The sequence below is a fragment of the Sinorhizobium sp. CCBAU 05631 genome, assembly GCF_002288505.1.
Taxonomy (GTDB): Bacteria; Pseudomonadota; Alphaproteobacteria; order Rhizobiales; family Rhizobiaceae; genus Sinorhizobium; species Sinorhizobium fredii_C.
This window is the reverse complement of sequence record NZ_CP023063.1, coordinates 1627206-1653560: the sequence shown is the minus strand read 5'-3', so window position 1 is coordinate 1653560 and position 26355 is coordinate 1627206. Positions and strand designations below refer to the sequence as shown.

The window sequence follows — 26355 nt, the reverse complement described above, 5'->3', positions numbered from 1 at the left end:
CCTTCGGCGTCCCGAGGTCATACCGGCGGAAGGTCGCCGCGCTGCCAGCCTTCCTGGGTCTCTGCCATGAAATCAGCGTAACGCCCCTCCTCGATCGCCTTGCGGATCCCGGCCATCAGCTCCTGGTAATAGGCGAGATTGTTCCAGCTCAGAAGCATGCCGCCGAGCGATTCGTTCGAACGGATCAGATGGTGCAGGTAGGCGCGCGAATAGTCCCGCGTCGCCGGGCACGAGGATTGTTCATCGAGCGGCCGCAGGTCTTCGGCATGGCGCGCATTTCGCAGATTGATACGGCCGTAGCGCGTGAAGGCCAGTCCATGGCGTCCGGAGCGCGTCGGCATGACGCAGTCGAACATGTCGATCCCGTGCGCCACCGACTTCAGAATATCGTCCGGCGTTCCGACGCCCATCAGGTAGCGCGGTTTCTCCGCCGGCAGGATGGGACAAGTGACATCGAGCATCTCGAGCATCACCTCCTGCGGCTCGCCGACGGCAAGACCGCCGACCGCATAGCCCTTGAGATCAAGTCCCTTGAGCGCAAGGGCGGAACGTTCACGGAGTTTCGGAATGTCGCCGCCCTGCACGATTGCGAACATCGCCTTGCCCGGCTGGTCGCCAAAGGCGACCTTGCAGCGCTCCGCCCAGCGAATCGACATTTCCATGGCGCGCTCGATTTCGCCGGGCTCGGCCGGCAGCGCTACGCATTCGTCGAGCTGCATCTGTATGTCGCTGTCGAGCAGGCCCTGGATCTCGATCGAGCGTTCCGGCGACATGTGGTAAAGCGCGCCGTCGACATGGCTCTTGAAGGTGACGCCCTGCTCGTTGAGCTTGCGCAGGCTCGAGAGTGACATGACCTGGAAGCCGCCGCTATCCGTCAGGATCGGCCGTTCCCAGCGGATGAAATTGTGCAGGCCGCCGAGCCGCGCGACGCGTTCGGCGCCAGGACGCAGCATCAGATGATAGGTGTTGCCGAGGATGATGTCGGCGCCAAGTTCGCGCACCTGATCGAGATACATGGCCTTGACCGTGCCGACGGTTCCGACCGGCATGAAGGCCGGCGTGCGGATCGTGCCGCGCGGCATCGAAACCTCGCCTCGGCGCGCCTTGCCGTCAGTCGCAAGCAGTTTGAATTGAAACGTCTCGGTCATTGATCTTTCCGGAAGAGCAGGCTGGCATCGCCGTAGGAGTAGAAGCGGTAGCCGGCTGCGATCGCATGGACATAGGCGGCCCGCATCGTGTCCAAGCCGGCAAAGGCGGACACGAGCATGAACAAGGTCGATTTCGGCAGGTGGAAATTGGTCATCAGCATGTCGGCGGCGCGGAAGCGATAGCCCGGGGTGATGAAGATGCCCGTCGGCCCCGACCAGGGACAAATCTGTCCTTCCTCCGTGGCGGCGCTTTCGATCAGCCGGAGCGACGTCGTTCCGACGCAGACGATGCGTCCGCCGCGGGCCCGAACCGCATTAAGCCTTTCTGCGGTCGCAGCGTCCACATGGCCGATCTCCTCGTGCATCACATGATCGTCGGTGTCGTCGGCCTTGACCGGAAGGAAGGTTCCCGCCCCCACATGAAGGGTGACGAAGTGGCGCTCGATTCCTGCCTCGTCGAGCCTGGCAAACAGCCGATCGGTGAAGTGCAGGCCCGCCGTCGGCGCCGCGACGGCTCCTTCCTCACGGGCATAGACCGTCTGATAATCGGCACGGTCGCGTGCATCCTCGGGCCGCTTGGAAGCGATATAGGGCGGCAGCGGAATGTGCCCTACCGACATGAGCGCCTCATCGAGCACCGGTCCGGAAAGGTCGAAACGAAGCGTGACCTCGCCCGCCTCGCCCTTTTCTTCAACCGTTGCATCGAGCGAGCCGAGCAGGCAGGCAGTGCCGCCGTGGCCGAAACCGATCCGGTCACCCGGCTTCAGCCGTCGCGCCGGCCGGGCAAAGGCCTTCCAGCGGTCGGGCCCGACGCGCATGTGCAACGTCAACGAGACCTGCGTGGCGACGTCCTCGCCGCGTTGGCGAATGCCCTCGAGCTGTGCCGGGATAACCTTCGTATCGTTGAAGACGAGCGCATCGCCGGGCCGCAGGAACGCGGGGAGATCGAGCACGCCGTGGTCGGAGAGAACCGGCTCCGCTTCGGGCCGCACGACAAGCATGCGCGCGCTGTCGCGCGGGCTTGCTGGCCTCAGCGCAATGGAAGTCTCCGGCAGGTCGAAATCGAACAGGTCTACGCGCATCTGAGTGTCGAACAAAAGCAAACCCGCCCCGGCGGGCTCGCGGCCAGACCGGGGCGGGTTCGTGCATTAGCGCAAATCAGGCGTCGGCGGCAACCCGCATCGAGACGATCGAGTCGGGATCGCGCACCGGCTCGCCCCGCTTGATCTGGTCGATGTTTTCCATGCCTTCGATCACCTGGCCCCAGACGGAATACTGCTTGTTGAGCCAGGGAGCATCGGTAAAGCAGATGAAGAACTGGGAGTTTGCCGAATTCGGCATCTGGCTGCGGGCCATCGAGCAAGTGCCGCGCACATGCGAGATATCGGAGAACTCGGCCTTGAGGTCCGGCTTGGAGGAGCCGCCCATGCCGGCGCGGGCCGGATTGAAGTGCTCGCCGCCGGTCTTGCCGTACTGGACGTCGCCGGTCTGCGCCATGAAGTCCTCGATCACGCGATGGAAGACGACGCCGTCAAAGGCGCCCTCGCGCGATAATTCCTTAATGCGGGCGACATGGCCCGGAGCGACGTCCGGCAGAAGCTCGATCACCACCCTGCCCTTGGTGGTTTCCATGATGATCGTGTTTTCCGGATCCTTGATCTCGGCCATGGTCTTTCTCCTTCTGTCTGATCTTATTTGCCGACCTTGACGCTGATCATGCGGTCAGGGTCCGTGACGGCGCCGTTGTTGGCGTCGTCGCCAAGCTTGATCTTGTCGACATTCTCCATGCCTTCGACGACCTTGCCGACGACCGTGTACTGTCCGTTGAGGAAGTCGCCAGGAGCGAACATGATGAAGAACTGCGAGTTGGCGCTGTTCGGGTCCTGCGAGCGTGCCATGCCGACGGTACCACGCTCGAAGGGAATATCCGAGAACTCTGCCGGCAGGTCAGGCTTCGAAGAGCCGCCGGTGCCGGCAAGCTGCGGCTGAAACCCGTCTTTCATATCGCCATACTGCACGTCGCCGGTCTGGGCCATGAAACCCTTGATCACCCGGTGGAAGGCAACATTGTCATACTCGCCGGCGGCGGCCAGGTCCTTGATCTGCTGCACGTGCTTCGGCGCGATGTCCGGGCGCAGCTCGATGACGACCGGGCCGTCTTTGAGCTCGATCGTCACGATATTGTCGCTCGACTGCGCCTGGGCGCCTCCCGTGAAGGTGGCGAGCGCCAGAGCGCCTGCAAAAGCGAGTTGAAGGATTTTCATGCGTTCTCCTTGCGTGGTGAAAGCTCAGGCCTTGTGCTTCGCCTGCAGCGCCTGAAAGACCGCCCTGGGCACAAAGGCGCTGACGTCGCCACCCATGGCTGCGATCTGGCGGACCAATGTGGCCGTAATGGGCCGGGATGCGGTCCCTGCAGGCAGAAACAGGGTCTGAATATCCGGCGCCATTTGCCGATTCATCCCGGCCATCTGCATCTCATAGTCGAGATCGGTGCCGTCCCGCAATCCGCGCACAAGAAGGCTTGCGCCATGCTGGCGGGCCGCATCCACGACCAGATTGTCGAAGGAAACGACGGCGATGTCCCTTGCCCTTTCGGGGAGGAATTCGCTTAGCGACCGGCGGATCAAATCCGCACGCTCCTCGAACGAAAAGAGCGGCGCCTTCCCGGGATGAATGCCGATCGCGACGATCACTTTCGACGATACGTTGAGCGCTTGAACGAGCACGTCAAGATGACCGTTCGTCATCGGATCGAAGGAGCCGGGATAGAAAGCCGTGGTCATCGCGCCTGTTTCCGTTGGTGAAGCCTTTTGTCACGGACGGCGCCTGATCGCAAGGGCGGCGCGATCCGTCTCTCCCTGTTCCGCCGGAAACAGCGGCTATCGGAGAATGAATGCTAGATGAATGCGACGTTCAAGCAGGTTTCACACCGGAAGTTGTAGCGTGAAACAACAAGTGAACGGAACTTTTCAATAGGGCGCGCCGTTTAGCAGACGAAAGGAGACGGCCATGGGACTTGCACTGTTTTCGATGGCGATGTTTTTCGCGATGATTTTTGCGACGATCAATGCGCTTCGCAGCGAGGCCCGTGACCGCGTGACGGTATTGTCGGTAGCAACGGATGGGCTGAGGAGAAAATGACGGCGGCTGCATCGCAGATTGCGTCGCCGTCGCATTGAAATGAAATGCCTCCAGGAAACTTCTGCCAGGAAGTTTCACACCAAGCGGTCTTGTTTCTTCCCCTGATGAGGCCGCTCATTCCCAGCCGGACGGCATCCCCTGCCCGTCCGGCTATTCTTTTGCCGATCTCCATAGCGCCCAAGCAACTCAAGCTGCAGTTTGGGCGCGCAGCGACTGGATAAGGCGGAAGAAGCGCCAGTTGAGCAGCAAGGCGGCAGCCGCCAGCCCCAGCACGAAGCCGAACCACACCCCGACGCCGCCGAAGTTCAGCGGAAAGGCGAAAGCCCAGGCGCAGACGAAGCCGATCGGCCAATAGGAAATCATCGCCATGATCATCGGCACCGTCGTGTCCTTGAGGCCGCGCAGCATCCCGGCGGCGATCGCCTGGAGCCCGTCCACCAACTGGAAAGCCCCGGCGATGACAATCAGCGGACCGGCGAAGGCCAGCACCTCGGCGGCATCCGGCCGGCCGGTGTCGAGATAGAGCGTCGCAAGCTGATAGGGAAGCAGCGCGAAGATTGTGCTGCCGATGGCCGCGAACCCGGAGCCGAGGGCGAGCACGGCGACGGCGGCGCGCCGGACGCCGACAAGATCGCCGCTGCCATAGGCGAGGCCGACGCGCACGGTGCCCGCCTGGGCGAGGCCAAGCGGAATCATGAAGGCGATCGAGGCGAACTGAAGGGCGATGCCGTGCGCGGCAAGCTCGATGGTGCCGATCGTTCCCATGAGCAGAGAAGCGACGGTGAAGAGGCTCACTTCCGCAAGGATGGTCACTGAAATCGGGACCCCGAGATAGATGACTTCGCGGAAAGCCGGCCAGTCCGGTCTCCAGAAGCGCACGAACAGCTCGTAGCGATTGAGTTCAGGCTGGCCGCCTATGTAGCCGATCGTCAGCGCTGCACCGAGCAGCGCCACGCCCAGCGCCGCGACCGCAGCACCAAAAATGCCGAGCGCCGGAAAGCCGAAATGGCCATAGATCAGCACATAACAGAGCACGGCGTTGAGAACCAAGGTCGCAAGCGTCACGTAAAGAATGATGCCGGCCCGCTCCAGCCCGGCGAGGAACGCCCGCAGCACCATGAAGATCAGGCTTGGGAAGATTGCCCATTGCGCGATGTGGAGATACTCCGCAGCGAGAGCCGAAACCTCCGGCTTCTGGCCGGCAAGAAGCAGGATCGGCTCGGCCATCCAGAGGATCGGCGCGGTGATGAGACCGTAGAGCAGGACCACCCATATGCCCATGCGCACGGAGCGGCGAACCGAGGTACGATCTCCCCGGCCCTGGGCCTGTGCGACCATCGGCACCACGGCATTTGCGAAGCCGCTGCCGAAGATGAAGACGGTGAAGAAGAACTGCGTGGCAAGGATGATCGCGGCCAGCTGAACCGCCCCGAGCCTGCCGACCATCAGCACGTCCGTGGTATTGATGGCAAGCTGCGCAAGCTGGGCACCGATGAAGGGAACGCCGAGATAGATGCTGGCGCGAAAGTGGGTGCCCCATGAATTGTCGGTTTGCGCAGGCACAAATTCTCGGGTCGCGGTCAGCATGGACTAATCCTCGCTCTGCGGCGCAATGGATAGGATCAAACTCTAGGAATAAGCCGAATTACAGCACCACCGGGACGCGCGCCAGCGACAAGGGCGTCGCTGCTTAATTTTTCATCGTTCTATCAAGAAAATTGATCAATCCGCAGGCGCTTCGGATCTCCTGGCGAACTGCCCCTGCGGAGTGTCTGTCGGACCCCGCGCTGCATTCTCGAACGCATCGCTCGGGACGGGCCGCACCCTCAACAGGAAGACGGACAGGCTTGCGACGATGAGGCATGCCGCCACCGCATAGGGCGCGCCGGAGAACGAATAGACCGTTTCCGGCCTGGTGAAGAGCGAGAATATCTGCGTGAAGAGAAGCGGACCGAGGATCGTAGTCATGCTCGATATGCTGGTGAGAGCGCCTTGCAGCTCGCCCTGCGCCGACGGCGGCACATGGACGGAAGCGATGCTACGCAACGGCGGGTCGGCCAAACTCTCGAGCGCTGTCGCGACGATCACGGCATAGACCATCCAGCCCTGCCAGGCGGCCGCGTAGCCCGCCATGCCAAGCGCCGTAAAGGTGAGGCCGAGCGTTGCCGTCCTCCGCTCGCCCAGTTTCGCCACGACCGGCGGCAGGACGAGGGCCATGACGAGCGCTCCGCCGACGCCGAAAATGCCGAGCGACAGCCCGATCTGACCCTCGCTCCAGCCGTAGCGGTAGGACGAAACGAAGGACCAGACGGCCGGATAGACGGCATGGGCGAGCCAGTAGAGAAAGAAGACGAGACCTACCCAGCCAATTCCCGGATAGTTGCGCATCTGCTTCAGCGCGCCGAGCGGGTTGGCCCGGTGCCACTCGAAGCGGCGCCGATTTGCCGGGTCGAGTGTTTCGGGGAGCAGGAACACGCCCACGGCGAAATTGACGAAGGACAACGCTGCCGCGCCATAAAAGGGAACGCGCGGGCCAAGTTCCCCGAGAAAGCCGCCGATGACCGGCCCGAGGGCGAAGCCGGTGCCGAAGGCGATACCGATCAGCCCGAAGTTCCTGGCGCGATTGGAATCGTCGCTGACGTCGGCGATGAAGGCGGAAGCGGTTCCGAAGCTCGCGCCGCTTATCCCGGCGAGGATTCGCCCGACGAAGAGCATCCAGTAGCTCGTTGCCACGGCGCAGATCAGGTTGTCGATCGCAAAGGTCAACACTGAGGCAAGCAGGACCGGCCGGCGTCCAAATCGATCGCTCAAATTGCCGATCAAGGGCGCGAAGAGGAACTGCATGCCGGAATAGACGAGCAGCAGCCAGCCGCCATCGATGGCCGCCTCGCCGACGCTCGCCCCGGTCAGTTCCTGGAGATAGCTGGGCAGCACCGGCACGATGATGGCGATGCCCATGATGTCCAAAAGCAGGATCAGAAAGACGAGGAACAAGCCGCGTCGAACAAATATCTTGTCGAGCATCAAGCTCCTCCCCGCTGTCCGCCGAAACGGAGACAGAACATGAACGATCTCACCAAATAAGGTTTATCGCATCGCTTGCAGCGAAACAATCCAAGAACATTTCAAAGCTTCTTATCGGAATGATCACAGGAATGAATGGTAGTTCGTGTGTCGCGTGTATTCATTGCGACGGCTGCCGCTGCCGTGCTTTCAGAAAAACGACAAAGGCGCGTAGCGGCGCCGGCAAGTGCCGCCGGCCCGCGTAATAGAGGTATGGTCCGGGGAAGCTGGTCACCCAGTCTTCGAGGATCGGCACCAGCCGGCCAGTTCTCATTTCGGGCATCACCAATTCTTCGAAGGTCCGGATAATGCCGTGCCCGGCAACAGCGGCACTGATCTCGAGATCGATCGAATTGGCGAGGACGGTTGCCGGCGGTGACACGGTGATTGCCGCCTCACCCTCCCCGAACTCCCACGCCAGTGCAATGCCGTTTTGGAAACGGTGACGGATCGTGGCGTGGTCGAGAAGATCGCGCGGATGCTGCGGCACGCCATGCCGGGCCAGATAGGCCGGAGCGGCGGCCGTGACGTAGCGCTGCACACGCGGTCCGATCGGGATCGCGATCATGTCCTTCTCGAGACGTTCCTCGTAACGCACGCCCGCATCGAAACGAGCGGCCAGAACGTCGATGAAACCATCCTCGGCGGTCACCTCCAAGGCGATCGCCGGATGCGCCGCGAGAAAAGGACCGACAATCGGCGGCAGAATTTCGCGTGCGACGATCGTCGGCACATTGAGGCGTAGGGTCCCGGCCGGGTTGTCGCGTTCGCTCGCCACCTGTTCGAGCGCCCCGGCGATCTCGCCGAGCGCCGGCGCCAGCCGCTCCAAGAGGCGCCTACCCGCTTCGGTCACGGTGACACTGCGCGTGGTGCGGTTGAGCAGCCTGACGCCCAGCCTCGATTCGAGCCGCCGCAGGGCTTCGCTCAGAGCCGACGCCGATACGCCGCGCTTCTTCGCCGCAGTCCGAAAACTGCGTGCGTGCGCGACGGCCGCGAAGGCGTCGAGATCTGCTAAAGGAAGCTCATTCATTGTGCGAAAATCCGTACAAGCTGTGTTGTGAATGCCGGATTATCGCACAGAGCGATCCCGAGTAAACCTTGCAGCCGAAGGAAACAACCGCAAGGTTTCACCAAGGAGAAGTCAGATGCATATGGTTTCGCTAGGCAGGTCCGGACCCGACGTTTCGGCGATTGGTCTCGGATGCATGGGAATGTCTGGAATGTACGGTCCGACGGATCGCGCGGAAAGCATCGCGACAATTCATGCCGCTCTCGATGCCGGGGTCACCCTGCTCGACACCGGCGATTTCTACGGCATGGGCCATAACGAGATGCTGATCCGCGAGGCGCTCGCCGGCCGGGATCGCGATCAGGTGCAGCTGAGCGTCAAATTCGGCGCGCTGCGCGATGCCGCGGGCGGCTGGTCCGGCTATGACGGACGGCCGAAGGCGGTGCGGAATTTCCTGGCTTACAGCCTTCAGCGGCTGGGGGTCGATTATATCGATATCTACCGCCCCTCCCGCCTCGACCCGGAGGTTCCGATCGAAGAGACGATCGGTGCGATCGCGGATATGGTGAAGGCGGGCTATGTTCGACACATCGGCCTATCCGAAGTCGGAGCGGAGACGATCCGCCGCGCCGCCGCCGTCCACCCGATCAGCGATCTGCAGATCGAATATTCACTGATCTCCAGAGGGATCGAGGACCAGATTCTCCCAACCTGCCGCGACCTCGGCATCGGCATCACCGCCTATGGGGTGCTTTCGCGCGGCCTCATCAGCGGTCACTGGCGGAAGGATGCGGCCAGAACCGGCGACTTTCGGGCGATGAGCCCGCGGTTTCAGGACGGCAATGTCGATCAGAACCTAGCCTTGGTCGAAGCGCTGAGGCGCGTGGCGGCGGCCAAGGGAGCGTCTGTGGCGCAGATCGCCATCGCTTGGGTTGCCGCTCAGGGCGGCGATATCGTGCCGCTGGTCGGCGCCCGGCGGCGCGATCGCCTTTCCGAAGCGCTTGGCGCGCAGTCGGTTCCATTGAACGCCGACGATCTCGCCGCGATCGAGCGTGCAGTTCCGACGGGCGCCGCCGCCGGCGCACGCTATCCCGAGGCGCAGCTCGTCCATATGGACAGCGAACGATGAGGGATCGCGGGAACCGGGTTTTGTCCGGATCCGAAGCGATCAAACCGAACCGGAGAAGGTATCGCAGTCGGACATCCTGCCGCTATCGAAGCCGCGTCTGAACCACTTCATCCGCTGCTCCGAGGTTCCGTGGTTGAAACTCTCCGGCACGACATAGCCTTGCGTGCGTTTCTGCAGCGTGTCGTCACCGATCTGGGTCGCGGCGTTGAGAGCCTCTTCGAGGTCGCCGCGCTCCAGCATGCCTTTCTGTTCGGTGTACTTGCCCCAGATTCCGGCAAAGCAATCCGCCTGCAGTTCGACGCGGATCGACATCTGGTTCGCCTCGGCCTCGCTCATGCGCTGACGCATCTGATTGAATTTCGGAAGGACGCCGAGCAGGTTCTGGACGTGATGGCCGACCTCGTGCGCCAGCACGTAGGCTTGCGCGAAGTCGCCGGCTGCATCGAACTTCTGCGCCAGTTCCTCGAAGAAGGTCATGTCCAGATAGACCTTGCGGTCCCCGGGGCAATAGAATGGCCCCGAGGCAGCGGAGGCAAAACCGCAGGCCGACTGGACGGCGCCGCTGAAAAGCACCAGCTTCGGCTCCTCGTATTGTTCGCCGCCAGCCTGGAAGATGCCGTTCCAGGTGTCCTCCGTCTCCGCCAGCACCGTCGCCATGAAGGCCTTCATCTCCTCTTCTTCCGCCGAGCCGCGCGGCGCCTGAGAACCATCACTCTGCTCGAAGCCCGGCATGTTCACCGGGCCGCCTTCGATGACCTGGAGCATGTCGATGCCCATGGCTTTGAGGAGGAAATAGAGAATGACCAGGAAGATGATCGTTCCGAAGCTCAGGCCGCCGCCGGCGCGGCGCATGCCGCCGCCCGTCGGAATGCGAAACCCGCCGCCGCGGCCGAAGGGGCCGCCTCCAAGGCCGCCGGGGCCCGCGCCCCGCTGATCCTCGACGTTGCTGGACTGGCGGCGGCCCTTCCATTCCATGATCTTTCCTCCGGAGACGTCGCCACTTGGCGCGTTGAACATTTATATGCCTGCGCTGCAATCCCTGTAAAACGCAATCGCTGCAGGGCGGTTTCATCCGCCGGTCTTTTTCTCTGCAACTTGCGGGTTCGATTTTCCGGCAGATTGACGACCTGGCGCTTTCGCGTTCCTATGGTGCGGTGGTCGGAGGAGCATGCATGAAAGCGGTGCGTCTGGAAGCGATCGGCAAAATCTCCGTTCGGCACGTCGAGGTGCCCGAACCCGGGCCTGACGATCTGCTCGTCAAAGTGGAAGCCTGCGGCATTTGCGGGACCGACCGGCATCTCCTTCATGGGGAGTTTCCGTCCACGCCTCCGGTCACCCTCGGTCACGAATTCTGCGGCATCGTCGTGAGGGCCGGGAACTCCGTTTACGGGATCAAACCGGGAGCGAGAATCACCGGCGACCCCAATATTTCCTGCGGCCGCTGCCCACAGTGCCAAGCTGGCAGAGTAAATCTCTGCCTCAATCTGCGCGCCATCGGCATTCACCGCGATGGCGGTTTCGCCGAGTACGTGCTGGTCCCGCAGAAACAGGCCTTCGAAATTCCGCTTAGCCTCGATGCGGTGCACGGAGCGTTCTGTGAACCCCTCGCCTGCTGTCTGCACGGCATAGACAACGCCGGTATCCGTGCCGGGTCCTCGGTGGCGGTTCTCGGGGGCGGCGTTATTGGTCTATTGACCGTTCAACTTGCAAGGCTGGCGGGTGCGACGACGGTCATTCTCTCGACGCGGCAGGCATCGAAGCGCGGCTTGGCGGAGGAGGTCGGGGCGACGGCAACGGTCGATCCCACCGCCGGCGACGTGATCGAGGCGATCTCTGGGCCGCACGGGCTCGTTCCTGGAGGAGTCGATGTCGTGATCGAATGCGCCGGCGTGGCAGAAACAGTGATGCAGTCGACACGCCTGGCGAAGGCGGGCGGGACGGTCGTCATACTCGGCGTGCTGCCGCGGGGCGAGAAGGTGGAGATCGAGCCTTTCGGCATTCTCTTCCGCGAGCTGCGCCTGCAAGGGTCCTTCATCAATCCCTTTGTGCACCGCCGGGCAGCCGACCTCGTGGCCACGGGCGCAATTGACGTCGACCGGCTGATTTCCCGGCGCGTGACCCTCGACGAGGCCCCCGTCATCATTGCTAACAAAGCGCTCCCAGGAGAAGTAAAAGTGCTGGTGATCCCGTCTTCTGAATAGGCTGCGGATGTCGGCGAAACTGGGATGGTAAATGGGGGCATTGGTTGAGCGCGCAAATATCTGCGCCTAATTGTCGATTCCGGAATTTTCGGGGTTCCGCTGGCAGGGACATTTGCCTATAAGCCGCTTCTAGCCTGAAAAGACCATTCATTGCGCACCCGGCCGGTGATCTCCCACCTCGGCCGGTTTTTCGCGCAACCAGAAAGCGGATGAGAACCATGCCGAAGCGCCAAGATATCAAATCGATCCTCATCATCGGCGCGGGGCCGATCGTGATCGGCCAGGCATGCGAATTCGATTATTCCGGCACCCAGGCTTGCAAGGCCCTCAAGGAGGAAGGCTACCGCGTCATTCTCGTCAATTCCAACCCGGCGACGATCATGACCGATCCGGGCCTGGCCGATGCGACCTATGTCGAGCCGATCACCCCTGAGGTGGTCGCGAAGATCATCGCCAAGGAGCGCCCGGACGCGCTGTTGCCGACCATGGGCGGCCAGACGGCCTTGAACACGGCGCTTTCCCTCCGCCGGATGGGCGTCCTCGACCGCTACAATGTCGAGATGATCGGCGCCAAGCCCGAGGCGATCGACAAAGCCGAGGATCGCGCCCTGTTCCGCGAGGCGATGGCCAAGATCGGGCTCGAGACGCCGAAGTCGCGGCTGGCGAATGCCACCGACATCAAGGACCAGGATCGTAAGGCGCATGAGGCGGAACGTGCCGCGCTCAAGGCGAAGTTTTCCGGTGGCGAACTCGACACCGCCCTCGATGAACTCGAGAACCAGTGGAACCTCGGCGAAGGCGATCGCAAGGCGCGCTACGTCAACCACGCCATGGCGATCGCCGCTCAAGCGCTTGACGACGTCGGACTTCCGGCGATCATCCGGCCTTCCTTCACTCTTGGCGGCACGGGTGGCGGCATTGCCTACAACCGCTCGGAATTCTTCGAGATCGTCGGCAGCGGCCTCGATGCGTCGCCGACGACGGAAGTCCTGATCGAGGAGTCGGTCCTCGGCTGGAAGGAATATGAAATGGAAGTCGTCCGCGACAAGGCGGACAATTGCATCATCATCTGCTCGATCGAGAACATCGACCCGATGGGCGTCCACACGGGCGATTCGATCACCGTCGCGCCGGCGCTGACGCTGACCGACAAGGAGTACCAGATCATGCGCAACGCCTCGATCGCGGTGCTGCGCGAGATCGGCGTCGAGACCGGCGGGTCGAACGTCCAGTTCGCGGTAAACCCGCAAAACGGCCGTCTGGTCGTCATCGAGATGAACCCGCGCGTTTCGCGTTCCTCGGCCCTCGCCTCCAAGGCGACAGGCTTCCCGATCGCAAAGATCGCCGCGAAGCTTGCCATCGGCTATACGCTCGACGAGCTGGAGAACGACATCACCGGCGGAGCCACGCCGGCATCCTTCGAACCGTCGATCGACTACGTCGTCACCAAGATCCCGCGCTTCGCCTTCGAAAAGTTCCCCGGTGCCGAACCGACGCTGACCACCGCGATGAAATCGGTCGGCGAAGTCATGGCGATCGGCCGCACCTTCGCCGAATCGCTGCAGAAGGCGCTTCGCGGGCTTGAAACCGGGCTCACCGGTCTCGACGAAATCGAAGTTCCCGATTTCGACGCCGACGGCGATGGCCGCAACGCCATCCGTGCGGCGCTCGGCACGCCGACCCCCGACCGCCTGCGCATGGTGGCCCAGGCGCTGCGCCTCGGCATGACCGAGGCGGAAGTGCACGAGGCCTGCAAGATCGATCCGTGGTTTATCGCTCAGTTCAAGGCGATCGTCGACATGGAGGCCCGTATCCGCGAGCACGGGCTGCCGCAGGATGCCGAAAACCTCAGAATGCTGAAGGCCATGGGTTTTTCCGATGCGCGTCTCGCGACGCTGACCGGCAAGCGCCCGAAGGAAGTCGCGGAACTGCGCAACGCGTTGAATGTCCGCCCGGTCTACAAGCGCATCGACACCTGCGCGGCGGAATTCGCTTCGCCGACCGCTTACATGTATTCCACCTATGAAACGCCGTTCGTCGGCGCCGCGCGCTCGGAGGCACAGGTTTCCGATCGCAAGAAGGTGGTCATCCTGGGTGGGGGCCCGAACCGGATCGGCCAGGGGATCGAGTTCGACTATTGCTGCTGCCACGCGGCCTTCGCGTTGAAGGACGCCGACTATGAGGCGATCATGGTCAACTGCAACCCGGAAACGGTTTCGACCGACTACGACACCTCCGACAGGCTCTATTTCGAGCCGCTGACCGCGGAAGACGTCATCGAGATCATGCGCGCCGAGCAGGAAAACGGCACGCTGCACGGCGTCATCGTTCAGTTCGGCGGCCAGACGCCATTGAAGCTTGCGGAGGCGCTGGAGAAGAACGGCATTCCGATCCTCGGGACGGCACCCGATGCGATCGATCTGGCCGAAGACCGCGACCGGTTCCAGAAGCTTCTGATGAAGCTCGACCTCAACCAGCCGCGCAACGGCATCGCCTACTCCGTCGAGCAGGCACGCCTCGTCGCCGCCGAAATCGGCTTTCCGCTGGTCGTGCGTCCGTCCTATGTTCTCGGCGGCCGCGCGATGCAGATCATCCATTCGGAAAGTATGCTGCAGACCTACCTGCTCGACACGGTTCCCGGCCTCGTGCCGGAAGACATCAAGCAGCGCTATCCGAACGACAAGACGGGCCAGATCAACACGCTGCTCGGCAAGAACCCGCTGCTCTTCGACAGCTACCTGACCAATGCGATCGAAGTCGACGTCGATTGCCTGTGCGACGGCAAGGATGTGTTCGTATCCGGTATCATGGAGCATATCGAGGAAGCGGGCATTCACTCCGGCGACTCGGCCTGCTCGCTGCCGGTGCACTCGCTCGACAAGAACCTCGTCGACGAGCTCGAGCGGCAGACGGCGGCGCTTGCAAAGGCACTCAATGTCGGCGGGCTGATGAATGTGCAGTTCGCCATCAAGGACGGCACGATCTACGTGCTCGAAGTCAATCCGCGCGCCTCCCGCACGGTCCCCTTCGTCGCGAAGACGATCGGCGCGCCGATCGCGAAGATCGCCGCGCGAGTGATGGCTGGAGAAAACTTGGATGATGCAATCGCTGCCTATGGCAAGAAGCCGGATCCTCGCAATCTGAAGCACATTGCCGTCAAGGAAGCCGTGTTCCCCTTCGCCCGCTTCCCGGGCGTGGACACCCTGCTCGGCCCGGAAATGCGCTCGACCGGCGAAGTGATTGGCCTCGACACCGACTATGCGCTTGCCTTCGCCAAGTCCCAGCTCGGCGCCGGCGTCGATCTGCCGCGTGACGGAACGGTGTTCGTCTCGGTTCGCGATGAGGACAAGGCACGGGTTCTGCCGGCCATCCGCGTTCTCGCGGACATCGGTTTCAAGGTGATGGCGACCGGCGGTACGGCCCGGTTCCTGGGCGAAAACGGCATTACCGCCACCAAGGTCAACAAGGTGCTCGAGGGACGGCCGCATGTCGAGGACGCCATCCGCAACCGCCAGATCCAGCTTGTCATCAACACCACTGACGGCAACAAGGCGATCTCCGACTCGAAGTCGCTGCGCCGCGCGACGCTGATGCAGAAGGTCCCCTACTACACGACCATGGCCGGAGCCGAAGCCGCGGCGCACGCCATCAAGGCGCTGAAGGCAGGCAACCTGGAAGTGCGTCCGCTACAGAGCTACTTCGATGCTTGACGGATGCCCCCGGCGCGTCCCTATCGGGTGCGCCAAGGCTCGGTAATGGATAGACGCTTCCAGGAGAGTTGCGCTACCACGCGGCGCCCTGCCGCGTCAGGCGCAGCGTCCTGAAGGCGAAGAAAACCGATGCGACCGCGATGACGCAAGCCAGCGCAAATACGGCAAGCAGCGACATCGCCAGCACATGGTCGCTGGCACCTTCATCGAAGCCGAAAGCGTTGGCGGTTACGCCGAAAAGGGCGGCGCCGATCGCATAGCCGGCCGATTGCAGCGTCGGCAGCAGCGCCGAGGTCTTGTCGCGCTCCTCCTTGCTCGAGATGTCCATCAGGAATTGGCTGAGCGTTCCCCAACTGATGCCGAAACCGGCGCCGATAGCCGCCTGTCCGATGAACACAAGCCGGTGCTCGTCGCTCCAGACGGCGAGTGTCAGCCCGACGAGGCCAAGGCCGAGGATCAGTGGCCCCGTCCACATCAGCCGAACGCGAATCGCGTGCGATGGCAGGCTGGCGACCAGAATTGCCGTTACGCTCCAGGACATCGCCATCAAAGCGCTCGAAAAGCCGGCGGCCGTCGGTCGGAAATCCCAAAGCTGCTGCAGCGAATAGACGAGATAGACCGAGCCGGACGCCTGGGCGAGCGGCATCAACAGGATAATCCAGAGACCGCTGCCAAGCGCGCTTCGGTTCGCGAAAGCGCAGGACGGCAGAATGGAATTCGGCGATCTGCGGTCGAATCGGATCGCGGTGATGAAGACGGCGAGTGCGATCACCAGCAAAGCCGCCGTTACATAGGCACTGCTTGCCGTACTCGAGAGCGAGATCAACAAAATGCCGAGCCCGAATGCGAAGAGTCGCAGCAAAGGCACGGCGCCGACATCGCCGCCACCTCGCTTCGGCTGGCCGACGATCGCAATGACGAGCGCTATGAAGACGGCGACGGCCGGTATGTTGACGAAGAAGGCGGCCCGCCACGACCAATATTCCGTGAGCAGTCCGGAGATCAGCGGACCGGCAAAGGCGGCCGACGCCCAGACGATCGCTTCTGCCCCGAAAACCTTGGGAACGAGGCGCGGCGGGAATAGCTCGGGGATGAGTGCATAGCAAACCCCGGCAATGATTCCTTCGCCGAGCCCCTGCAGCAACCTGCCGGCGAGCACTTGAGGCATGCCGGTCGCGACGGTCGCGATCACCGTGCCGGCGGCGAAGACCAGCGCGGCAGCGATCAGCGTGCTGCGCGCGCCGAACCTGGCTTTCAGATTGGCCGCCAGGGCGCCGCCGATGATGGCGAAAACCAGATAGAGCGTGAAGGCCCAGGACAGCAAGGCCGCCCCGCCAAATTCCTCGACCGCCGTAGGCAAGGCCGTCGAAATAAAGAACTCGTTGAAGGCAAAGAGCGCGACGCCAAGGCACAGGGGCACGGTTGCAGCAAGATGATCTCTCTTCAGCAACTCGCTCCAGCGTCCCTCGCCTGGCCCGTGCTTCGTCACGCTGGAGGTCCTTGGCTTCTCTTCGAGTAGACTCATGGTTGGTTCCGATCGCTTGTTCATGGAACCTGGACTGATACAACCTGAAGTGCTGTTGAGGTAAAGCGGCTTTTTGCACTGAAGGCTATTTTTTGAAGATCTCGAGGTTGGACACAGCCTTCGCCCCGGCGCGGAGCGTCTCGAAAAATCTGGCTTTCGCGCTTCCGTTTCTGTTATAAGAACGGTTCGGATGTTTCGGACGGTTCCGGTGCTTCGGCTCCGGGGACCGTTTTCTTTTGCGTCGGCGCCGCCGGGAGGCGGCGCCGCGCGCTTGATAAAGGACGATGAAATGGTCGACAAAGTTCCTATGACCCAGGGTGGATTCGCGAATCTGCAGGAGGAGCTGCGCTGGCGCCAGCAGGAAGAACGCCCGCGAATCATCGAGGCGATCGCCGAAGCGCGCGCCCATGGGGACTTGTCGGAAAATGCCGAATACCATGCCGCCAAGGAGGCCCAGAGCCACAATGAGGGCCGTGTCTCCGAGCTCGAGGACCTGATCGCCAGGGCGGAGGTCATCGACCTTTCGAAAATGTCCGGCTCGAAAATCAAGTTCGGCGCGCGGGTGAAGCTCGTCGACGAGGACACCGAGGAAGAAAAGACCTATCAGATCGTTGGCGACCAGGAAGCCGACGTCAAGGCCGGCCGCATTTCTATCTCTTCTCCGATCGCCCGCGCATTGATTGGCAAGGAGGTTGGCGATTCGATCGAAGTGAACGCCCCCGGTGGTTCCAAGGCCTACGAAATCCTCGCCGTTCAGTGGGGCTGATCGCCCGAATCCAGCAGCCGAACACGGAAAGGCGGCGGGGCATGACCAGGGCCTGACCCACTCCGCACGGCGCGCGGCATTCGTTCGGCCCCTCTTCCCCCGACACCTGATTGCAAGCGGCGCAAGGAGAGCGCTTACGTGGCCGATATCCGGGACATCGAGGTTATTGCGCCCAACTTCAAGCGCCGTCTCTCCGGCGTCACTTCGACGATCATCCAGCTCGTTCCCGTCCAGCGCAAGCTTGGGCAAAAGATCGCGGTCCTTGGTCCCGGGCTCCCCAAGAGTTTGCCGTCGGTCCGGTATCGCGACCTGATCCATCTCTGGCAGAAGCCGCCGGGCCGCCGCTGCCGCGTCTGGCATGCGCGCCGCAACGTCGAGATGCTGCCGGCAATCCTCCTGCGCGACCTGCTGCGGATGAAGCTCCGCATCGTCTTCACCTCTGCCTCGCAGCGGCGGCATACCGGATGGAGCAAGTTCCTGATCCGCCGGATGGACGCGGTAATCTCCACAAGCTCGAAAACCGCCGCTTATCTGGAGGTTCCGAGCACGGTCATCCTGCACGGGATCGACACGAACCGCTTCCACCCGCCGGTCGACAAGGCGGCTACGAAAAAAACGCTCAATCTCGACCCCTCCCGGAAATATGCCGGCTGCTTCGGCCGTGTCCGCCACCAGAAGGGAACCGACCTTTTCGTTGACAGCATGATCGCGCTTCTGCCCGGCCGACCGGAATGGGGCGCGATCGTTGCCGGGCGCGCCACAGGCCCTCACCTCGCCTTCGAGGTCGAATTGAAGGAGCGCGTTGCCAAGGCGGGGCTCGCCGACCGCATTCTATTCGTCGGCGAGCACACCAATATTCCCGATTGGTACCGTGCGCTTGACCTCTTCGTCGCACCGCAGCGCTGGGAAGGCTTCGGCCTGACGCCGCTGGAGGCGATGGCGAGCGGCGTGCCGGTCGTGGCTAGCGACGTCGGCGCCTTTTCCGAATTGATCGCGGAAGGACCGGACGAGACCGGGCTGATCATCCCAGCCGGAAATCTCGAAGCGATGGTCGATGGAGCCGCCGCCTTCATGGACGACCCGGCGCGGCTTGCGGCTGCCGGTGCAAACGGCCTGGCGCGGAGTTCCCGGGATTTCGCCATCGAGGGCGAAGCTCGGGCGATCGGTGCAGTCTACGACGGGCTGATGCGCTGAAGCTTACTGCTTCGAAGCGAACAGCCTCAGATAGGCGTCGGTGATCGCTTCCCTGGAGAACTGGCCGACCAGCGTCTCGTGTCCTCGTTCGGCGAGCGCAGTACCCAGGCTGCGGTCGTTGGCAATCCGCTCGATCGCGCGCGCGAAGCCGTCGGCATCGCCGATATCGACCATAAGACCGTTTCCGCCGTCGCGCATGAACCATTGCGGCCCCTCCGATCGGCTGGAGACGACCGGCGTTCCCTGGGCCCAGGCCTCCAGGATGACGTTGCCGAGCGGCTCGTGGCTGGAAGCCATGACGAAGATGTCGGCGGCTGCGAGGAACGGTCTCGTGTCCTTCTGCCAGCCGGCGAAGCGGACCCTCTGGACGACGTCGAGATCGGTGGCAAGTCTCCGAAGGTTGTCCCCTTCCTCGCCGTCGCCGAGCAGCCAGAGGTAAACGCCGGGCACTTTGGCGACCGCTTCGATCAGCGTATGAAAGCCCTTGCGTTCCACAAAGCGGCCCATCGACATGATGACGGGCGCGTCCTCCGGCGTGTCGAGCACCGCCCGGCTGACAGGCTGCACCCGTTCGGTGCTGGTGAAGTTCGAGATGATCTCGACATCGCGCTTCCAGCCGAGCGAGCGGACATGCTCGGCAATTCCCGGCGTATTGCAGACGAGGCAGTCCGTGTTGCGGAAGTAATCGAGGCGTGGCGGATAGTCGCCCAGCCGGGAAATCTTGATGCAGCCCCTGTAGGCCGGCATCAGCTGGCTGGCGCGCGGAGCCCAGGCCATCAGAGCGTCCGGCCTGTCGCGCGTCGCCATCCGCATCACCTTGCGCGGCAGCGCCAGCCGATCGAGCGACAGGTTGCGGAAATGGCTTTCCGTTATCCTCGCCGCGCCCTCGATTTCAGGACGCCACAGGCGCTGGGGCCGGATGACCGCTGTCTGCTCGACGCCGCGTTCGGCCAGGGCGTTAACGAGGTGGACAAAAAAACGCTCGGCTCCGCCATCCTTGCCGAAGTGAAAGTGCATGACCTTCATCGCTGCGCTGCACCTCTTGCGAAGAGCTCGAGATAGGCGTCGGTGATCGCCCTCTCGGAAAAGCGCGTCTGCAGCGTGTCGCGGCCGCCGGCACTCAGCCTTTCGCGCAGCACCGTATCGTCGCGTAGCCTGCGGATCGCGTTGGCAAGACCCTCGTCATCGCCGCAATCGACCATCAAGGCATCGCGCTCATGCGTCATCACCCAGGAAGGCCCTTCGGCCCGTGCGGCAATGGTCGGCTTGCCGGCGCCCCAACCCTCGAAGCACACATTGCCGAGAGGCTCATGCGAGGAATTGATCGCGAAGACGTCACCCGCGGCAAGGTAACCATAGGCATTGGTCTGCCAGCCGGGAAAGCGCACACGATCGCCTATGCCGAGCGTGTCGGTCAACCGCTCCAGCTCGTTCCGTTCGGGCCCGTCTCCGAGCAGCCAAAGATGGACGCCCTCGACCTTCTGGACGGCGCGTAGCAGCCCGTCGAAGCCCTTGCGCTTGACGAAACGTCCCATGCCGACGACGACAAAGGCGTCGGCGGGCGTCCCCATCTCAGACCGGGATATCGGTGCAACGGGCGTTGCCCGCGTGAAATTAGCGATCACTTCGATATCGCGGCGCCATCCGAATTCGCGAACCTTGGTGGCAATGTCCGGGGTGATGCAAACCAATGTCTCGACATTGGTGTAGTAGCCGAGATGCTCCGGATAGTCACCCAGACGAGAAATGCGGAAGGCTTTCTTGTAAGAAGGCATGAAGCGGCTGGCGCGCAGCTGCCAGGCCATGATGACATCCGGCCGGAACTCCCGGAGGATGCGCGACATCCGCCACTGCAGGAAAAACCGCGACAACGAAATCCGGCGGAAGACGCCTTCGTAGATCTTGGCGCTGCCTTCGATTTCGCCGCGCCAGCTACGTCCGGGGCGGATCAGCACGCGTTGCTCGACGCCACGGTCATGCAGGGCGTTGACCAGATTGACGAAGAACCGTTCCGCGCCGCCTTCCTTGCCGAAATGAATATGCATGACTTTCATGGGTCACCTGTCCGGGGGCCTTAGCGGGAAAGCGCGTCGTCGACATTGGGCCGGACTTTCAGCGCATGCCGCTGATAAATCTTGGCCGCGGTCAGGAACGCGTAGACCGCCCCGGTCATCGCTTCGATGAAGCCTGGAAAGCCGCAGCGCCATAGGCCGTTGCGAAAATAGAGCCGGTAGAAGTAGAGCGGCGGGCCGAACAGCATCTTGTAGGGCCGCATCACCCTGCCCTCGGCGAACTGCTGATCCGCCTTGAGCGTCGAATACTTGTTCTCCTTGAGGATCTGTTCGTCGAGGATCAGCGGCCGATAATGCAGCAGGCTGCCGGAGCGGGCGGCGCCCACCTGGCCGTCCGGGACGATCCCTTCATGCACCTTCTGGTCCAGGTCGTAGCGGCCGCGGCCGCGGCGGACCAGACGAAGATTGCGCCGTTCGTGCACCTTTTCCGGGGGGTAGCCGTAGCCGATCAGATAGGGGCGCCGCGCCACGCGCCAGCCGACGATGTCGTCAGGGGCGTTCAGGAGCGACGGCAACAGAGCCTTCAACGCTTCGTCGAACCGCTCGTCCGCATCGATGTTGAAGCACCAGGGCTGATGGCACTGCTCCAGGGCGAATTGCTTCTGCCCGGCATAGCCCCGCCATTCTTCGCACATGAAGCGGATGGGCCAGCCCCTGTCGATATAGGATTGCACCAGCGCCGCCGTTTCGTCGGTCGAGCCTGAATCGACGATGACGATCTCGGCGCATTGCTCGAGGCTCTCGATGCAATTGCCGAGATAGGCCTCCTCGTTCAAGCAGATGATGAAAGCGGAGAGCGGAAGCTTTGACGTCATGGAAATCTTCTGACCGGCCGCCTGCGTGGCGCGAAAGGCTCATGTATCAGGGTTCTGCTGCCCAGCTCGCCCTGACGAATTGGCTGCGGCGACGCTTCGCTAGATCTCCACCTGGCAGGCGTCCTTCACCTGGCGGATCGTCAGCATCGTACGCACCGTATCGACATTGTCGGTTGCGGTGAGTTCCTCAATAACGAAATCCTGAAAGGCCGCAAGGTTCTCGGCCACGCATTGAAGCAGAAAGTCCGATTCACCCGAGACCATCCAGGCCTCGCGGACGAGCGGCCACGAGGCGGTGCGGGCGGCAAAGGCCTTGAGATTGGCGTCCGACTGGTGCTTCAGCCCGACCATGCAAAAGGCGACGAGATCGTAACCGAGGGCGGAGGCATTCAGCAGCGCCCGGTAGCCGCGGATGACGCCTGCCTCTTCGAGTTTGCGAACGCGGCGCAGGCATGGCGGCGCCGAGATGCCCACGCGTTCGGCCAATTCCACATTCGTCATGCGGCCATTACCCTGCAGTTCGCGCAGGATTTTCATGTCGATTGCATCGAGGTCGACGCGTAGGACCATTTGCCAACATCCCCGTTTCCATGGACCCCGGTGCACGAGGTCTTTCTCGTCCGCCGTAGCCGGTCTCGCCGAGGCGATTTTATCTTAACCCTGTGGGTAGCACGTAACCGCGTCTCTGAACGAGAGTGCTGCGCCCGGCGTGCACAAAAACCTTTCTGCCGTCGAAGGTGCCCTGCATGATCTCGCCGGGTTGCAGGTACGGGATTACCTGCTTTCCGGCAAAAGCGATGCAAAAATGCCCGATCTGGTGTCAAATTCATGGTGCGGACGCAAGCACTTGTGTGTATCAGCAGCAGTGCCCTTGAAAGAGCGCGCCGTGAATACCTAAACTAAGGCGATATTTTCCAGCATCGAACCCGAGCCTGACTTCGACCAGCCGTCCGTCCGGCAAATTAAGGACCAAAGCATGACCGCCCGCCACACCAAAGTGCTGATCATCGGCTCCGGCCCTGCAGGCTACACCGCAGCGATCTATACGGCCCGCGCCATGCTTTCGCCAGTTCTCATCGCCGGCATGGAGCAAGGTGGTCAGCTGATGATCACGACGGATGTGGAGAACTATCCGGGCTATGCCGATCCGGTCCAGGGCCCGTGGATGATGGAACAGATGCTGAAGCAGGCGATGCATGTCGGCGCGGAGATCGTCAGCGACATCGTCACCGATGTCGATATTTCCGTGCGGCCGTTCCGCATCAAGACGGACAGCGGTACCGAATGGACGACCGATGGCCTGATCATCGCGACCGGCGCCAAGGCCAAGTGGCTCGGCATCGAGAGCGAACCGACTTTCATGGGCTTCGGCGTTTCTGCCTGCGCCACCTGCGACGGCTTTTTCTATCGCAACAAGGACGTGATCGTCGTTGGCGGCGGCAACTCCGCCGTCGAAGAGGCGCTTTACCTCTCGAACCTGGCCAAGACGGTCACCGTCGTGCATCGCCGGGATGCCTTCCGGGCCGAAAAGATTCTGCAGGAACGCCTGTTCGCCAAGCCGAACGTCCAGATCGTCTGGGACCATGAGGTGGTCGAGTATCTCGGCACGCCGGCAAAGCCGCCTATGCCTGCCTCGGTCAACGGCGTGAAGCTCCGCAATACCAAGACAGGGGCAATTTCGGATATGGGAACGGATGGCGTCTTCGTGGCCATTGGTCATGCGCCGGCCGTCGAACTCTTCAAGGGCAAGCTGCGCCAGAAGCCGAACGGCTATCTCTGGACGGCGCCGGACTCGACCGCGACCGATGTCGCCGGGGTCTTTGCTGCCGGGGACGTGACCGACGACATCTATCGTCAGGCCGTCACCGCCGCCGGCATGGGCTGCATGGCGGCACTCGAGGCGGAGAAATATCTGGCGGGTCATATGCCCGTCGCAATTGCAGCCGAATAGAAGCTGCAAAACGGGGCTAGTGTCGGGAGGCCGGCCCCGTGTGGGAACAGACGCATCGGTGACGCGCGGAGGACTCTACCCTGTTCCTCCGAACGGTCCTTATGGGGGATTTCATGTCGCTAGACTGGGACAAACTGCGCATATTTCATGCGGCGGCAGAGGCCGGCTCGTTCACGCATGCGGCAGATAAACTCCACCTCTCGCAATCCGCCATCAGCCGGCAGGTCAGCGCGCTCGAACAGGATGTCGGCATCAAGCTGTTTCACCGCCACGCGCGCGGACTGATTCTGACCGAACAGGGCGATATGCTCTACCGGACGGCGCACGAAGTGCTGATGAAGCTCGAGAGCGTCAAGGCGCAGCTCAGCGAAACGACCGACAAGCCTAGCGGCAAGCTGCGCATCACCACGACCGTCGGCCTCGGCCAGGGCTGGCTGACCGACAAGGTCCAGGAGTTCATGGCCCTCTACCCCGACGTCCAGGTCCAGCTCATCCTCGACAATGAAGAGCTCGACGTGAACATGCGGCATGCCGACTGCGCCATCCGTTTGCGCCAGCCGCAGCAATCGGACCTGATCCAGCGCAAGCTGTTCACGGTGCACATGCACATCTATGCCGCGCCCTCCTATATCAACAAAAACGGCGAGCCGCAGTCGATCCAGGATCTCGACAACCACCGCATCATCACCTTCGGCGAACCGGCACCAAACTATCTGCTGGACGTGAACTGGCTGGAGATTGCCGGGCGGGATCCGGACAATCCGCGCGTCTCGCACCTGCAGATCAACAGTCAAACTTCGATCAAGCGTGCCTGCCTGCTTGGAATCGGCATTGCCATGCTCCCCGACTACATCGTCGGCCGGGATCCCGGTTTGATCCAGCTGCCGATCAGCGCGGCGATCCCCTCATTCGATACCTATTTCTGCTATCCGGACGAAATGAAGAACGCTGCGAAGCTCAAGGTCTTTCGCGACTTTATTGTCGCCAAGGCGCGCAACTGGAACTTTTGAGCTGCAGAGCGATTGCCCGCTTTGTGGGCAGTCGCCCCATACCCGCATCAACCATTTGTTTTCTTTAATAGTTTTCGCCTACCATCTAAAACTATATCGCATCGCAACGAAACTGTGCGACGCAAAAATAGGCAGGGATGCGCAGGCGGCATGGCTGTCATGCATATTAAATGATTGCCCCTCGCTCAAAAAAGCAGCATACCAAATCCAGCTGATGCATCTTTGGTGGCTTCTCCTCCCAGTGCCACCGCAGCAGCTGTTCCCCTCTGGAGGTTCTAATTACCTTCACAACTACAAGGGCCCAAGTTTTCTTGTGGCCCTCTTTTTTTGCCCGCAAATAGGCACAGCCATCAGTTGCGAAAATCTGCGGCGAAGCCATTGAACGCGCGCGACGCGCTCCCCATATAGCTTTCAGTTGGTGCATCTGGCGGCTTCCTCCTCCCCGGCCGCCGCATCAGCTGTTCCCCTCTGGAGGTTATGAAACCTTCACAACTGACAGGGCCCAAGTTCGCTTGCGGCCCTTTTTTTTGCCCGCCGCCATGAGAAGATTATCCTCGGTCGTCTGCCGCGTCTGCGCAGTTTCTTGCCTCCGGCGAAAATGCTATTGATGTTCACTCGTTCATCGCCGAGGAGCCATATGGTCATACCGAGCAGAGCGGGCCGATGCCACATCTGGGGTAACCGAATGGGACGTCTGGCGCGTGCTGCCGGGGCCGGCTTGGCGCTGTACCTGTCCGCAGCCGCCTTGGCCGATGTGACCGAGGCTCGGACCGACGCGCCGGTCACCGCGCGAAAGTGCCTTTACTCCGGTGTCTCTACGGAAAATCCATCAATCCCCCTCTGCATCACCCGTGAGAACTTCGCGCGGGACGTCTGCAGCATCATCGAGCATTATGCGGATGCGAACGACCTGCCGGCGCCGTTTTTTGCTCGGCTGATCTGGCGCGAAAGCTTGTTCCAGCCGGACGCTGTCAGCCCGAAAGGCGCCGAGGGCATTGCGCAGTTCATGCCGGGAACGGCGAAGCTGCGCGGTCTCACAAACAGTTTCGACGCCGTGGCGGCGCTCGCCAAATCCGCCGAGTATTTGAGTGAACTCAAGCTCCGCTACGGCAATCTCGGTTTTGCGGCGGCCGCCTATAATGCCGGAGAGGCTGGCCTCGAACGGTTTCTCGAGGTTGACTGGCTGCCCTATGAGACGCGCGAATACGTTCTGGCGATCACCGCCCACCCGGTGGAGGACTGGCGCGACAACCCGCCGAAATCGCTCGATCTAGCGCTCGACAAGGCCAAGAGCTTCCTGGACGGCTGTGTCGCGCTCGCCAACAGCCGGCGGCTGCGCGAAATCGTCGTTGTGGACGAGGCGCCATGGGCGCCCTGGGGCGTTCAATTGGCGGCCCACCAGAGGAAAACCATCGCGCACCGCCTGTTCCTGAACGCCGTGAAAAGACTGCCGGCGCCGATCAACGGCGAAAAGGCGCTCGTTGTGCGCGAGCGCAACGGCAGCTTCGGCGGCAGAACGCGTTATGCAGCCCGCATCGGCCGCCAGACGCGAAGCGAGGCGGACAAGCTCTGCACGACGATTCGCCGCAGCGGCGGCGCCTGCATCGTCTTCAAGAACTGA

23 protein-coding genes are annotated in these 26355 nt (G+C 62.3%); 9 read left to right on the top strand and 14 right to left on the bottom strand.

Annotated features, from left to right (window positions below; genetic code table 11):
• Positions 1-17: 17 nt before the first annotated feature.
• The 5 genes from tgt to coaD form a co-directional block, all read right to left on the bottom strand.
• Positions 18-1148 carry a tRNA guanosine(34) transglycosylase Tgt gene (tgt, locus tag SS05631_RS08185; protein WP_037425147.1) on the bottom strand — a complete coding sequence of 377 codons (1131 nt, stop codon included), beginning with the start codon at positions 1146-1148 and terminating at the stop codon, positions 18-20.
• Entirely contained in the window at positions 1145-2230 is a 1086-nt protein-coding gene (gene queA / locus SS05631_RS08180; protein WP_037425163.1) for a tRNA preQ1(34) S-adenosylmethionine ribosyltransferase-isomerase QueA, read from the bottom strand. Before queA ends, tgt begins: the two co-directional genes overlap by 4 nt.
• Positions 2231-2306: 76 nt before the next feature.
• Positions 2307-2816, bottom strand: coding sequence for a peptidylprolyl isomerase (locus tag SS05631_RS08175; protein WP_037425144.1), 510 nt, complete (start codon positions 2814-2816; stop codon positions 2307-2309).
• Between the two features lie 23 nt (positions 2817-2839).
• Positions 2840-3412 carry a peptidylprolyl isomerase gene (locus tag SS05631_RS08170; protein ID WP_037425141.1) on the bottom strand — a complete coding sequence of 191 codons (573 nt, stop codon included), beginning with the start codon at positions 3410-3412 and terminating at the stop codon, positions 2840-2842.
• 24 nt (positions 3413-3436) lie between these two features.
• Entirely contained in the window at positions 3437-3931 is a 495-nt protein-coding gene (coaD, locus tag SS05631_RS08165) for a pantetheine-phosphate adenylyltransferase (RefSeq protein ID WP_037425138.1), read from the bottom strand.
• 226 nt (positions 3932-4157) lie between these two features.
• Here coaD and SS05631_RS32505 point away from each other — a divergent pair, with 226 nt between their 5' ends.
• On the top strand, positions 4158-4289 hold the full coding sequence (locus SS05631_RS32505) for a hypothetical protein (protein WP_037425134.1): 132 nt from the start codon (positions 4158-4160) through the stop codon (positions 4287-4289).
• A gap of 186 nt (positions 4290-4475) precedes the next feature.
• Here SS05631_RS32505 and SS05631_RS08160 read toward each other — a convergent pair whose 3' ends face one another.
• From SS05631_RS08160 to SS05631_RS08150, 3 genes are all read right to left on the bottom strand, one after another.
• Positions 4476-5876: an MATE family efflux transporter gene (locus SS05631_RS08160; protein ID WP_037425131.1), complete on the bottom strand. Its 1401-nt coding sequence runs from the start codon at positions 5874-5876 to the stop codon at positions 4476-4478.
• A 135-nt stretch (positions 5877-6011) separates the two neighbouring features.
• Positions 6012-7313: a tetracycline resistance MFS efflux pump gene (locus SS05631_RS08155; protein WP_037425128.1), complete on the bottom strand. Its 1302-nt coding sequence runs from the start codon at positions 7311-7313 to the stop codon at positions 6012-6014.
• 160 nt (positions 7314-7473) lie between these two features.
• Entirely contained in the window at positions 7474-8382 is a 909-nt protein-coding gene (locus tag SS05631_RS08150) for a LysR family transcriptional regulator (RefSeq protein ID WP_037425125.1), read from the bottom strand.
• Positions 8383-8497: 115 nt separating this feature from the next.
• Between SS05631_RS08150 and SS05631_RS08145 the strand changes: the two genes are divergently transcribed.
• On the top strand, positions 8498-9490 hold the full coding sequence (locus SS05631_RS08145; RefSeq protein WP_037425123.1) for an aldo/keto reductase: 993 nt from the start codon (positions 8498-8500) through the stop codon (positions 9488-9490).
• 39 nt (positions 9491-9529) lie between these two features.
• Here the strand turns inward: SS05631_RS08145 and SS05631_RS08140 are convergent, their stop codons facing one another.
• A complete protein-coding gene (locus tag SS05631_RS08140) occupies positions 9530-10465 on the bottom strand; it encodes a neutral zinc metallopeptidase (protein ID WP_037425120.1) in 936 nt (311 codons plus the stop codon).
• A gap of 197 nt (positions 10466-10662) precedes the next feature.
• Here SS05631_RS08140 and SS05631_RS08135 point away from each other — a divergent pair, with 197 nt between their 5' ends.
• Complete coding sequence (locus SS05631_RS08135) at positions 10663-11691, top strand: zinc-dependent alcohol dehydrogenase family protein (protein ID WP_037425117.1); 1029 nt, start codon at positions 10663-10665, stop codon at positions 11689-11691.
• A 218-nt stretch (positions 11692-11909) separates the two neighbouring features.
• Positions 11910-15401: a carbamoyl-phosphate synthase large subunit gene (gene carB / locus SS05631_RS08130; RefSeq protein ID WP_037425114.1), complete on the top strand. Its 3492-nt coding sequence runs from the start codon at positions 11910-11912 to the stop codon at positions 15399-15401.
• Between the two features lie 73 nt (positions 15402-15474).
• Here carB and SS05631_RS08125 read toward each other — a convergent pair whose 3' ends face one another.
• Positions 15475-16926, bottom strand: a complete 1452-nt coding sequence (locus SS05631_RS08125; protein ID WP_050988365.1) for an MFS transporter — start codon at positions 16924-16926, stop codon at positions 15475-15477.
• A gap of 289 nt (positions 16927-17215) precedes the next feature.
• Here SS05631_RS08125 and greA point away from each other — a divergent pair, with 289 nt between their 5' ends.
• Together greA and SS05631_RS08115 are read left to right on the top strand one after the other, a co-directional pair.
• The gene (gene greA, locus SS05631_RS08120; protein ID WP_014764680.1) at positions 17216-17692 is read left to right on the top strand and encodes a transcription elongation factor GreA; all 477 of its coding nucleotides are present in this window, start codon (positions 17216-17218) and stop codon (positions 17690-17692) included.
• Between the two features lie 138 nt (positions 17693-17830).
• Positions 17831-18886, top strand: coding sequence for a glycosyltransferase family 4 protein (locus SS05631_RS08115; RefSeq protein WP_037425111.1), 1056 nt, complete (start codon positions 17831-17833; stop codon positions 18884-18886).
• Between the two features lie 3 nt (positions 18887-18889).
• Here the strand turns inward: SS05631_RS08115 and SS05631_RS08110 are convergent, their stop codons facing one another.
• The 4 genes from SS05631_RS08110 to SS05631_RS08095 all read right to left on the bottom strand — a co-directional run bounded on the left by SS05631_RS08110 (position 18890) and on the right by SS05631_RS08095 (position 22343).
• Positions 18890-19912 carry a glycosyltransferase gene (locus tag SS05631_RS08110; RefSeq protein WP_037425108.1) on the bottom strand — a complete coding sequence of 341 codons (1023 nt, stop codon included), beginning with the start codon at positions 19910-19912 and terminating at the stop codon, positions 18890-18892.
• The gene (locus SS05631_RS08105) at positions 19909-20940 is read right to left on the bottom strand and encodes a glycosyltransferase (protein ID WP_037425105.1); all 1032 of its coding nucleotides are present in this window, start codon (positions 20938-20940) and stop codon (positions 19909-19911) included. Before SS05631_RS08105 ends, SS05631_RS08110 begins: the two co-directional genes overlap by 4 nt.
• A gap of 20 nt (positions 20941-20960) precedes the next feature.
• Positions 20961-21773 carry a glycosyltransferase family 2 protein gene (locus SS05631_RS08100; protein WP_037425102.1) on the bottom strand — a complete coding sequence of 271 codons (813 nt, stop codon included), beginning with the start codon at positions 21771-21773 and terminating at the stop codon, positions 20961-20963.
• A gap of 99 nt (positions 21774-21872) precedes the next feature.
• Complete coding sequence (locus SS05631_RS08095; RefSeq protein WP_012708105.1) at positions 21873-22343, bottom strand: Lrp/AsnC family transcriptional regulator; 471 nt, start codon at positions 22341-22343, stop codon at positions 21873-21875.
• A 406-nt stretch (positions 22344-22749) separates the two neighbouring features.
• Here SS05631_RS08095 and trxB point away from each other — a divergent pair, with 406 nt between their 5' ends.
• The 3 genes from trxB to SS05631_RS08080 all read left to right on the top strand — a co-directional run bounded on the left by trxB (position 22750) and on the right by SS05631_RS08080 (position 26355).
• Complete coding sequence (gene trxB, locus SS05631_RS08090) at positions 22750-23724, top strand: thioredoxin-disulfide reductase (protein ID WP_037425099.1); 975 nt, start codon at positions 22750-22752, stop codon at positions 23722-23724.
• A 113-nt stretch (positions 23725-23837) separates the two neighbouring features.
• Positions 23838-24734 carry a LysR family transcriptional regulator VtlR gene (locus SS05631_RS08085; RefSeq protein ID WP_037425154.1) on the top strand — a complete coding sequence of 299 codons (897 nt, stop codon included), beginning with the start codon at positions 23838-23840 and terminating at the stop codon, positions 24732-24734.
• Between the two features lie 685 nt (positions 24735-25419).
• Positions 25420-26355, top strand: a complete 936-nt coding sequence (locus SS05631_RS08080) for a lytic transglycosylase domain-containing protein (protein WP_095677948.1) — start codon at positions 25420-25422, stop codon at positions 26353-26355.

What these genes read in the sequence shown, in the direction of transcription:
- queA (WP_037425163.1), bottom strand. Translation starts at nt 2,230, where the DNA reads ATGCGCGTAGACCTGTTCGATTTCGACCTGCCGGAGACTTCCATTGCG.
- SS05631_RS08135 (WP_037425117.1), top strand. Translation starts at nt 10,663, where the DNA reads ATGAAAGCGGTGCGTCTGGAAGCGATCGGCAAAATCTCCGTTCGGCAC.
- carB (WP_037425114.1), top strand. Translation starts at nt 11,910, where the DNA reads ATGCCGAAGCGCCAAGATATCAAATCGATCCTCATCATCGGCGCGGGG.
- coaD (WP_037425138.1), bottom strand. Translation starts at nt 3,931, where the DNA reads ATGACCACGGCTTTCTATCCCGGCTCCTTCGATCCGATGACGAACGGT.
- SS05631_RS08155 (WP_037425128.1), bottom strand. Translation starts at nt 7,313, where the DNA reads ATGCTCGACAAGATATTTGTTCGACGCGGCTTGTTCCTCGTCTTTCTG.
- SS05631_RS08125 (WP_050988365.1), bottom strand. Translation starts at nt 16,926, where the DNA reads ATGAGTCTACTCGAAGAGAAGCCAAGGACCTCCAGCGTGACGAAGCAC.
- SS05631_RS08145 (WP_037425123.1), top strand. Translation starts at nt 8,498, where the DNA reads ATGCATATGGTTTCGCTAGGCAGGTCCGGACCCGACGTTTCGGCGATT.
- SS05631_RS08105 (WP_037425105.1), bottom strand. Translation starts at nt 20,940, where the DNA reads ATGAAAGTCATGCATATTCATTTCGGCAAGGAAGGCGGCGCGGAACGG.
- trxB (WP_037425099.1), top strand. Translation starts at nt 22,750, where the DNA reads ATGACCGCCCGCCACACCAAAGTGCTGATCATCGGCTCCGGCCCTGCA.
- SS05631_RS08175 (WP_037425144.1), bottom strand. Translation starts at nt 2,816, where the DNA reads ATGGCCGAGATCAAGGATCCGGAAAACACGATCATCATGGAAACCACC.
- SS05631_RS32505 (WP_037425134.1), top strand. Translation starts at nt 4,158, where the DNA reads ATGGGACTTGCACTGTTTTCGATGGCGATGTTTTTCGCGATGATTTTT.
- SS05631_RS08170 (WP_037425141.1), bottom strand. Translation starts at nt 3,412, where the DNA reads ATGAAAATCCTTCAACTCGCTTTTGCAGGCGCTCTGGCGCTCGCCACC.
- SS05631_RS08150 (WP_037425125.1), bottom strand. Translation starts at nt 8,382, where the DNA reads ATGAATGAGCTTCCTTTAGCAGATCTCGACGCCTTCGCGGCCGTCGCG.
- SS05631_RS08085 (WP_037425154.1), top strand. Translation starts at nt 23,838, where the DNA reads ATGTCGCTAGACTGGGACAAACTGCGCATATTTCATGCGGCGGCAGAG.
- SS05631_RS08140 (WP_037425120.1), bottom strand. Translation starts at nt 10,465, where the DNA reads ATGGAATGGAAGGGCCGCCGCCAGTCCAGCAACGTCGAGGATCAGCGG.
- SS05631_RS08160 (WP_037425131.1), bottom strand. Translation starts at nt 5,876, where the DNA reads ATGCTGACCGCGACCCGAGAATTTGTGCCTGCGCAAACCGACAATTCA.
- SS05631_RS08100 (WP_037425102.1), bottom strand. Translation starts at nt 21,773, where the DNA reads ATGACGTCAAAGCTTCCGCTCTCCGCTTTCATCATCTGCTTGAACGAG.
- tgt (WP_037425147.1), bottom strand. Translation starts at nt 1,148, where the DNA reads ATGACCGAGACGTTTCAATTCAAACTGCTTGCGACTGACGGCAAGGCG.
- SS05631_RS08110 (WP_037425108.1), bottom strand. Translation starts at nt 19,912, where the DNA reads ATGAAGGTCATGCACTTTCACTTCGGCAAGGATGGCGGAGCCGAGCGT.
- SS05631_RS08080 (WP_095677948.1), top strand. Translation starts at nt 25,420, where the DNA reads ATGGGACGTCTGGCGCGTGCTGCCGGGGCCGGCTTGGCGCTGTACCTG.
- SS05631_RS08095 (WP_012708105.1), bottom strand. Translation starts at nt 22,343, where the DNA reads ATGGTCCTACGCGTCGACCTCGATGCAATCGACATGAAAATCCTGCGC.
- greA (WP_014764680.1), top strand. Translation starts at nt 17,216, where the DNA reads ATGGTCGACAAAGTTCCTATGACCCAGGGTGGATTCGCGAATCTGCAG.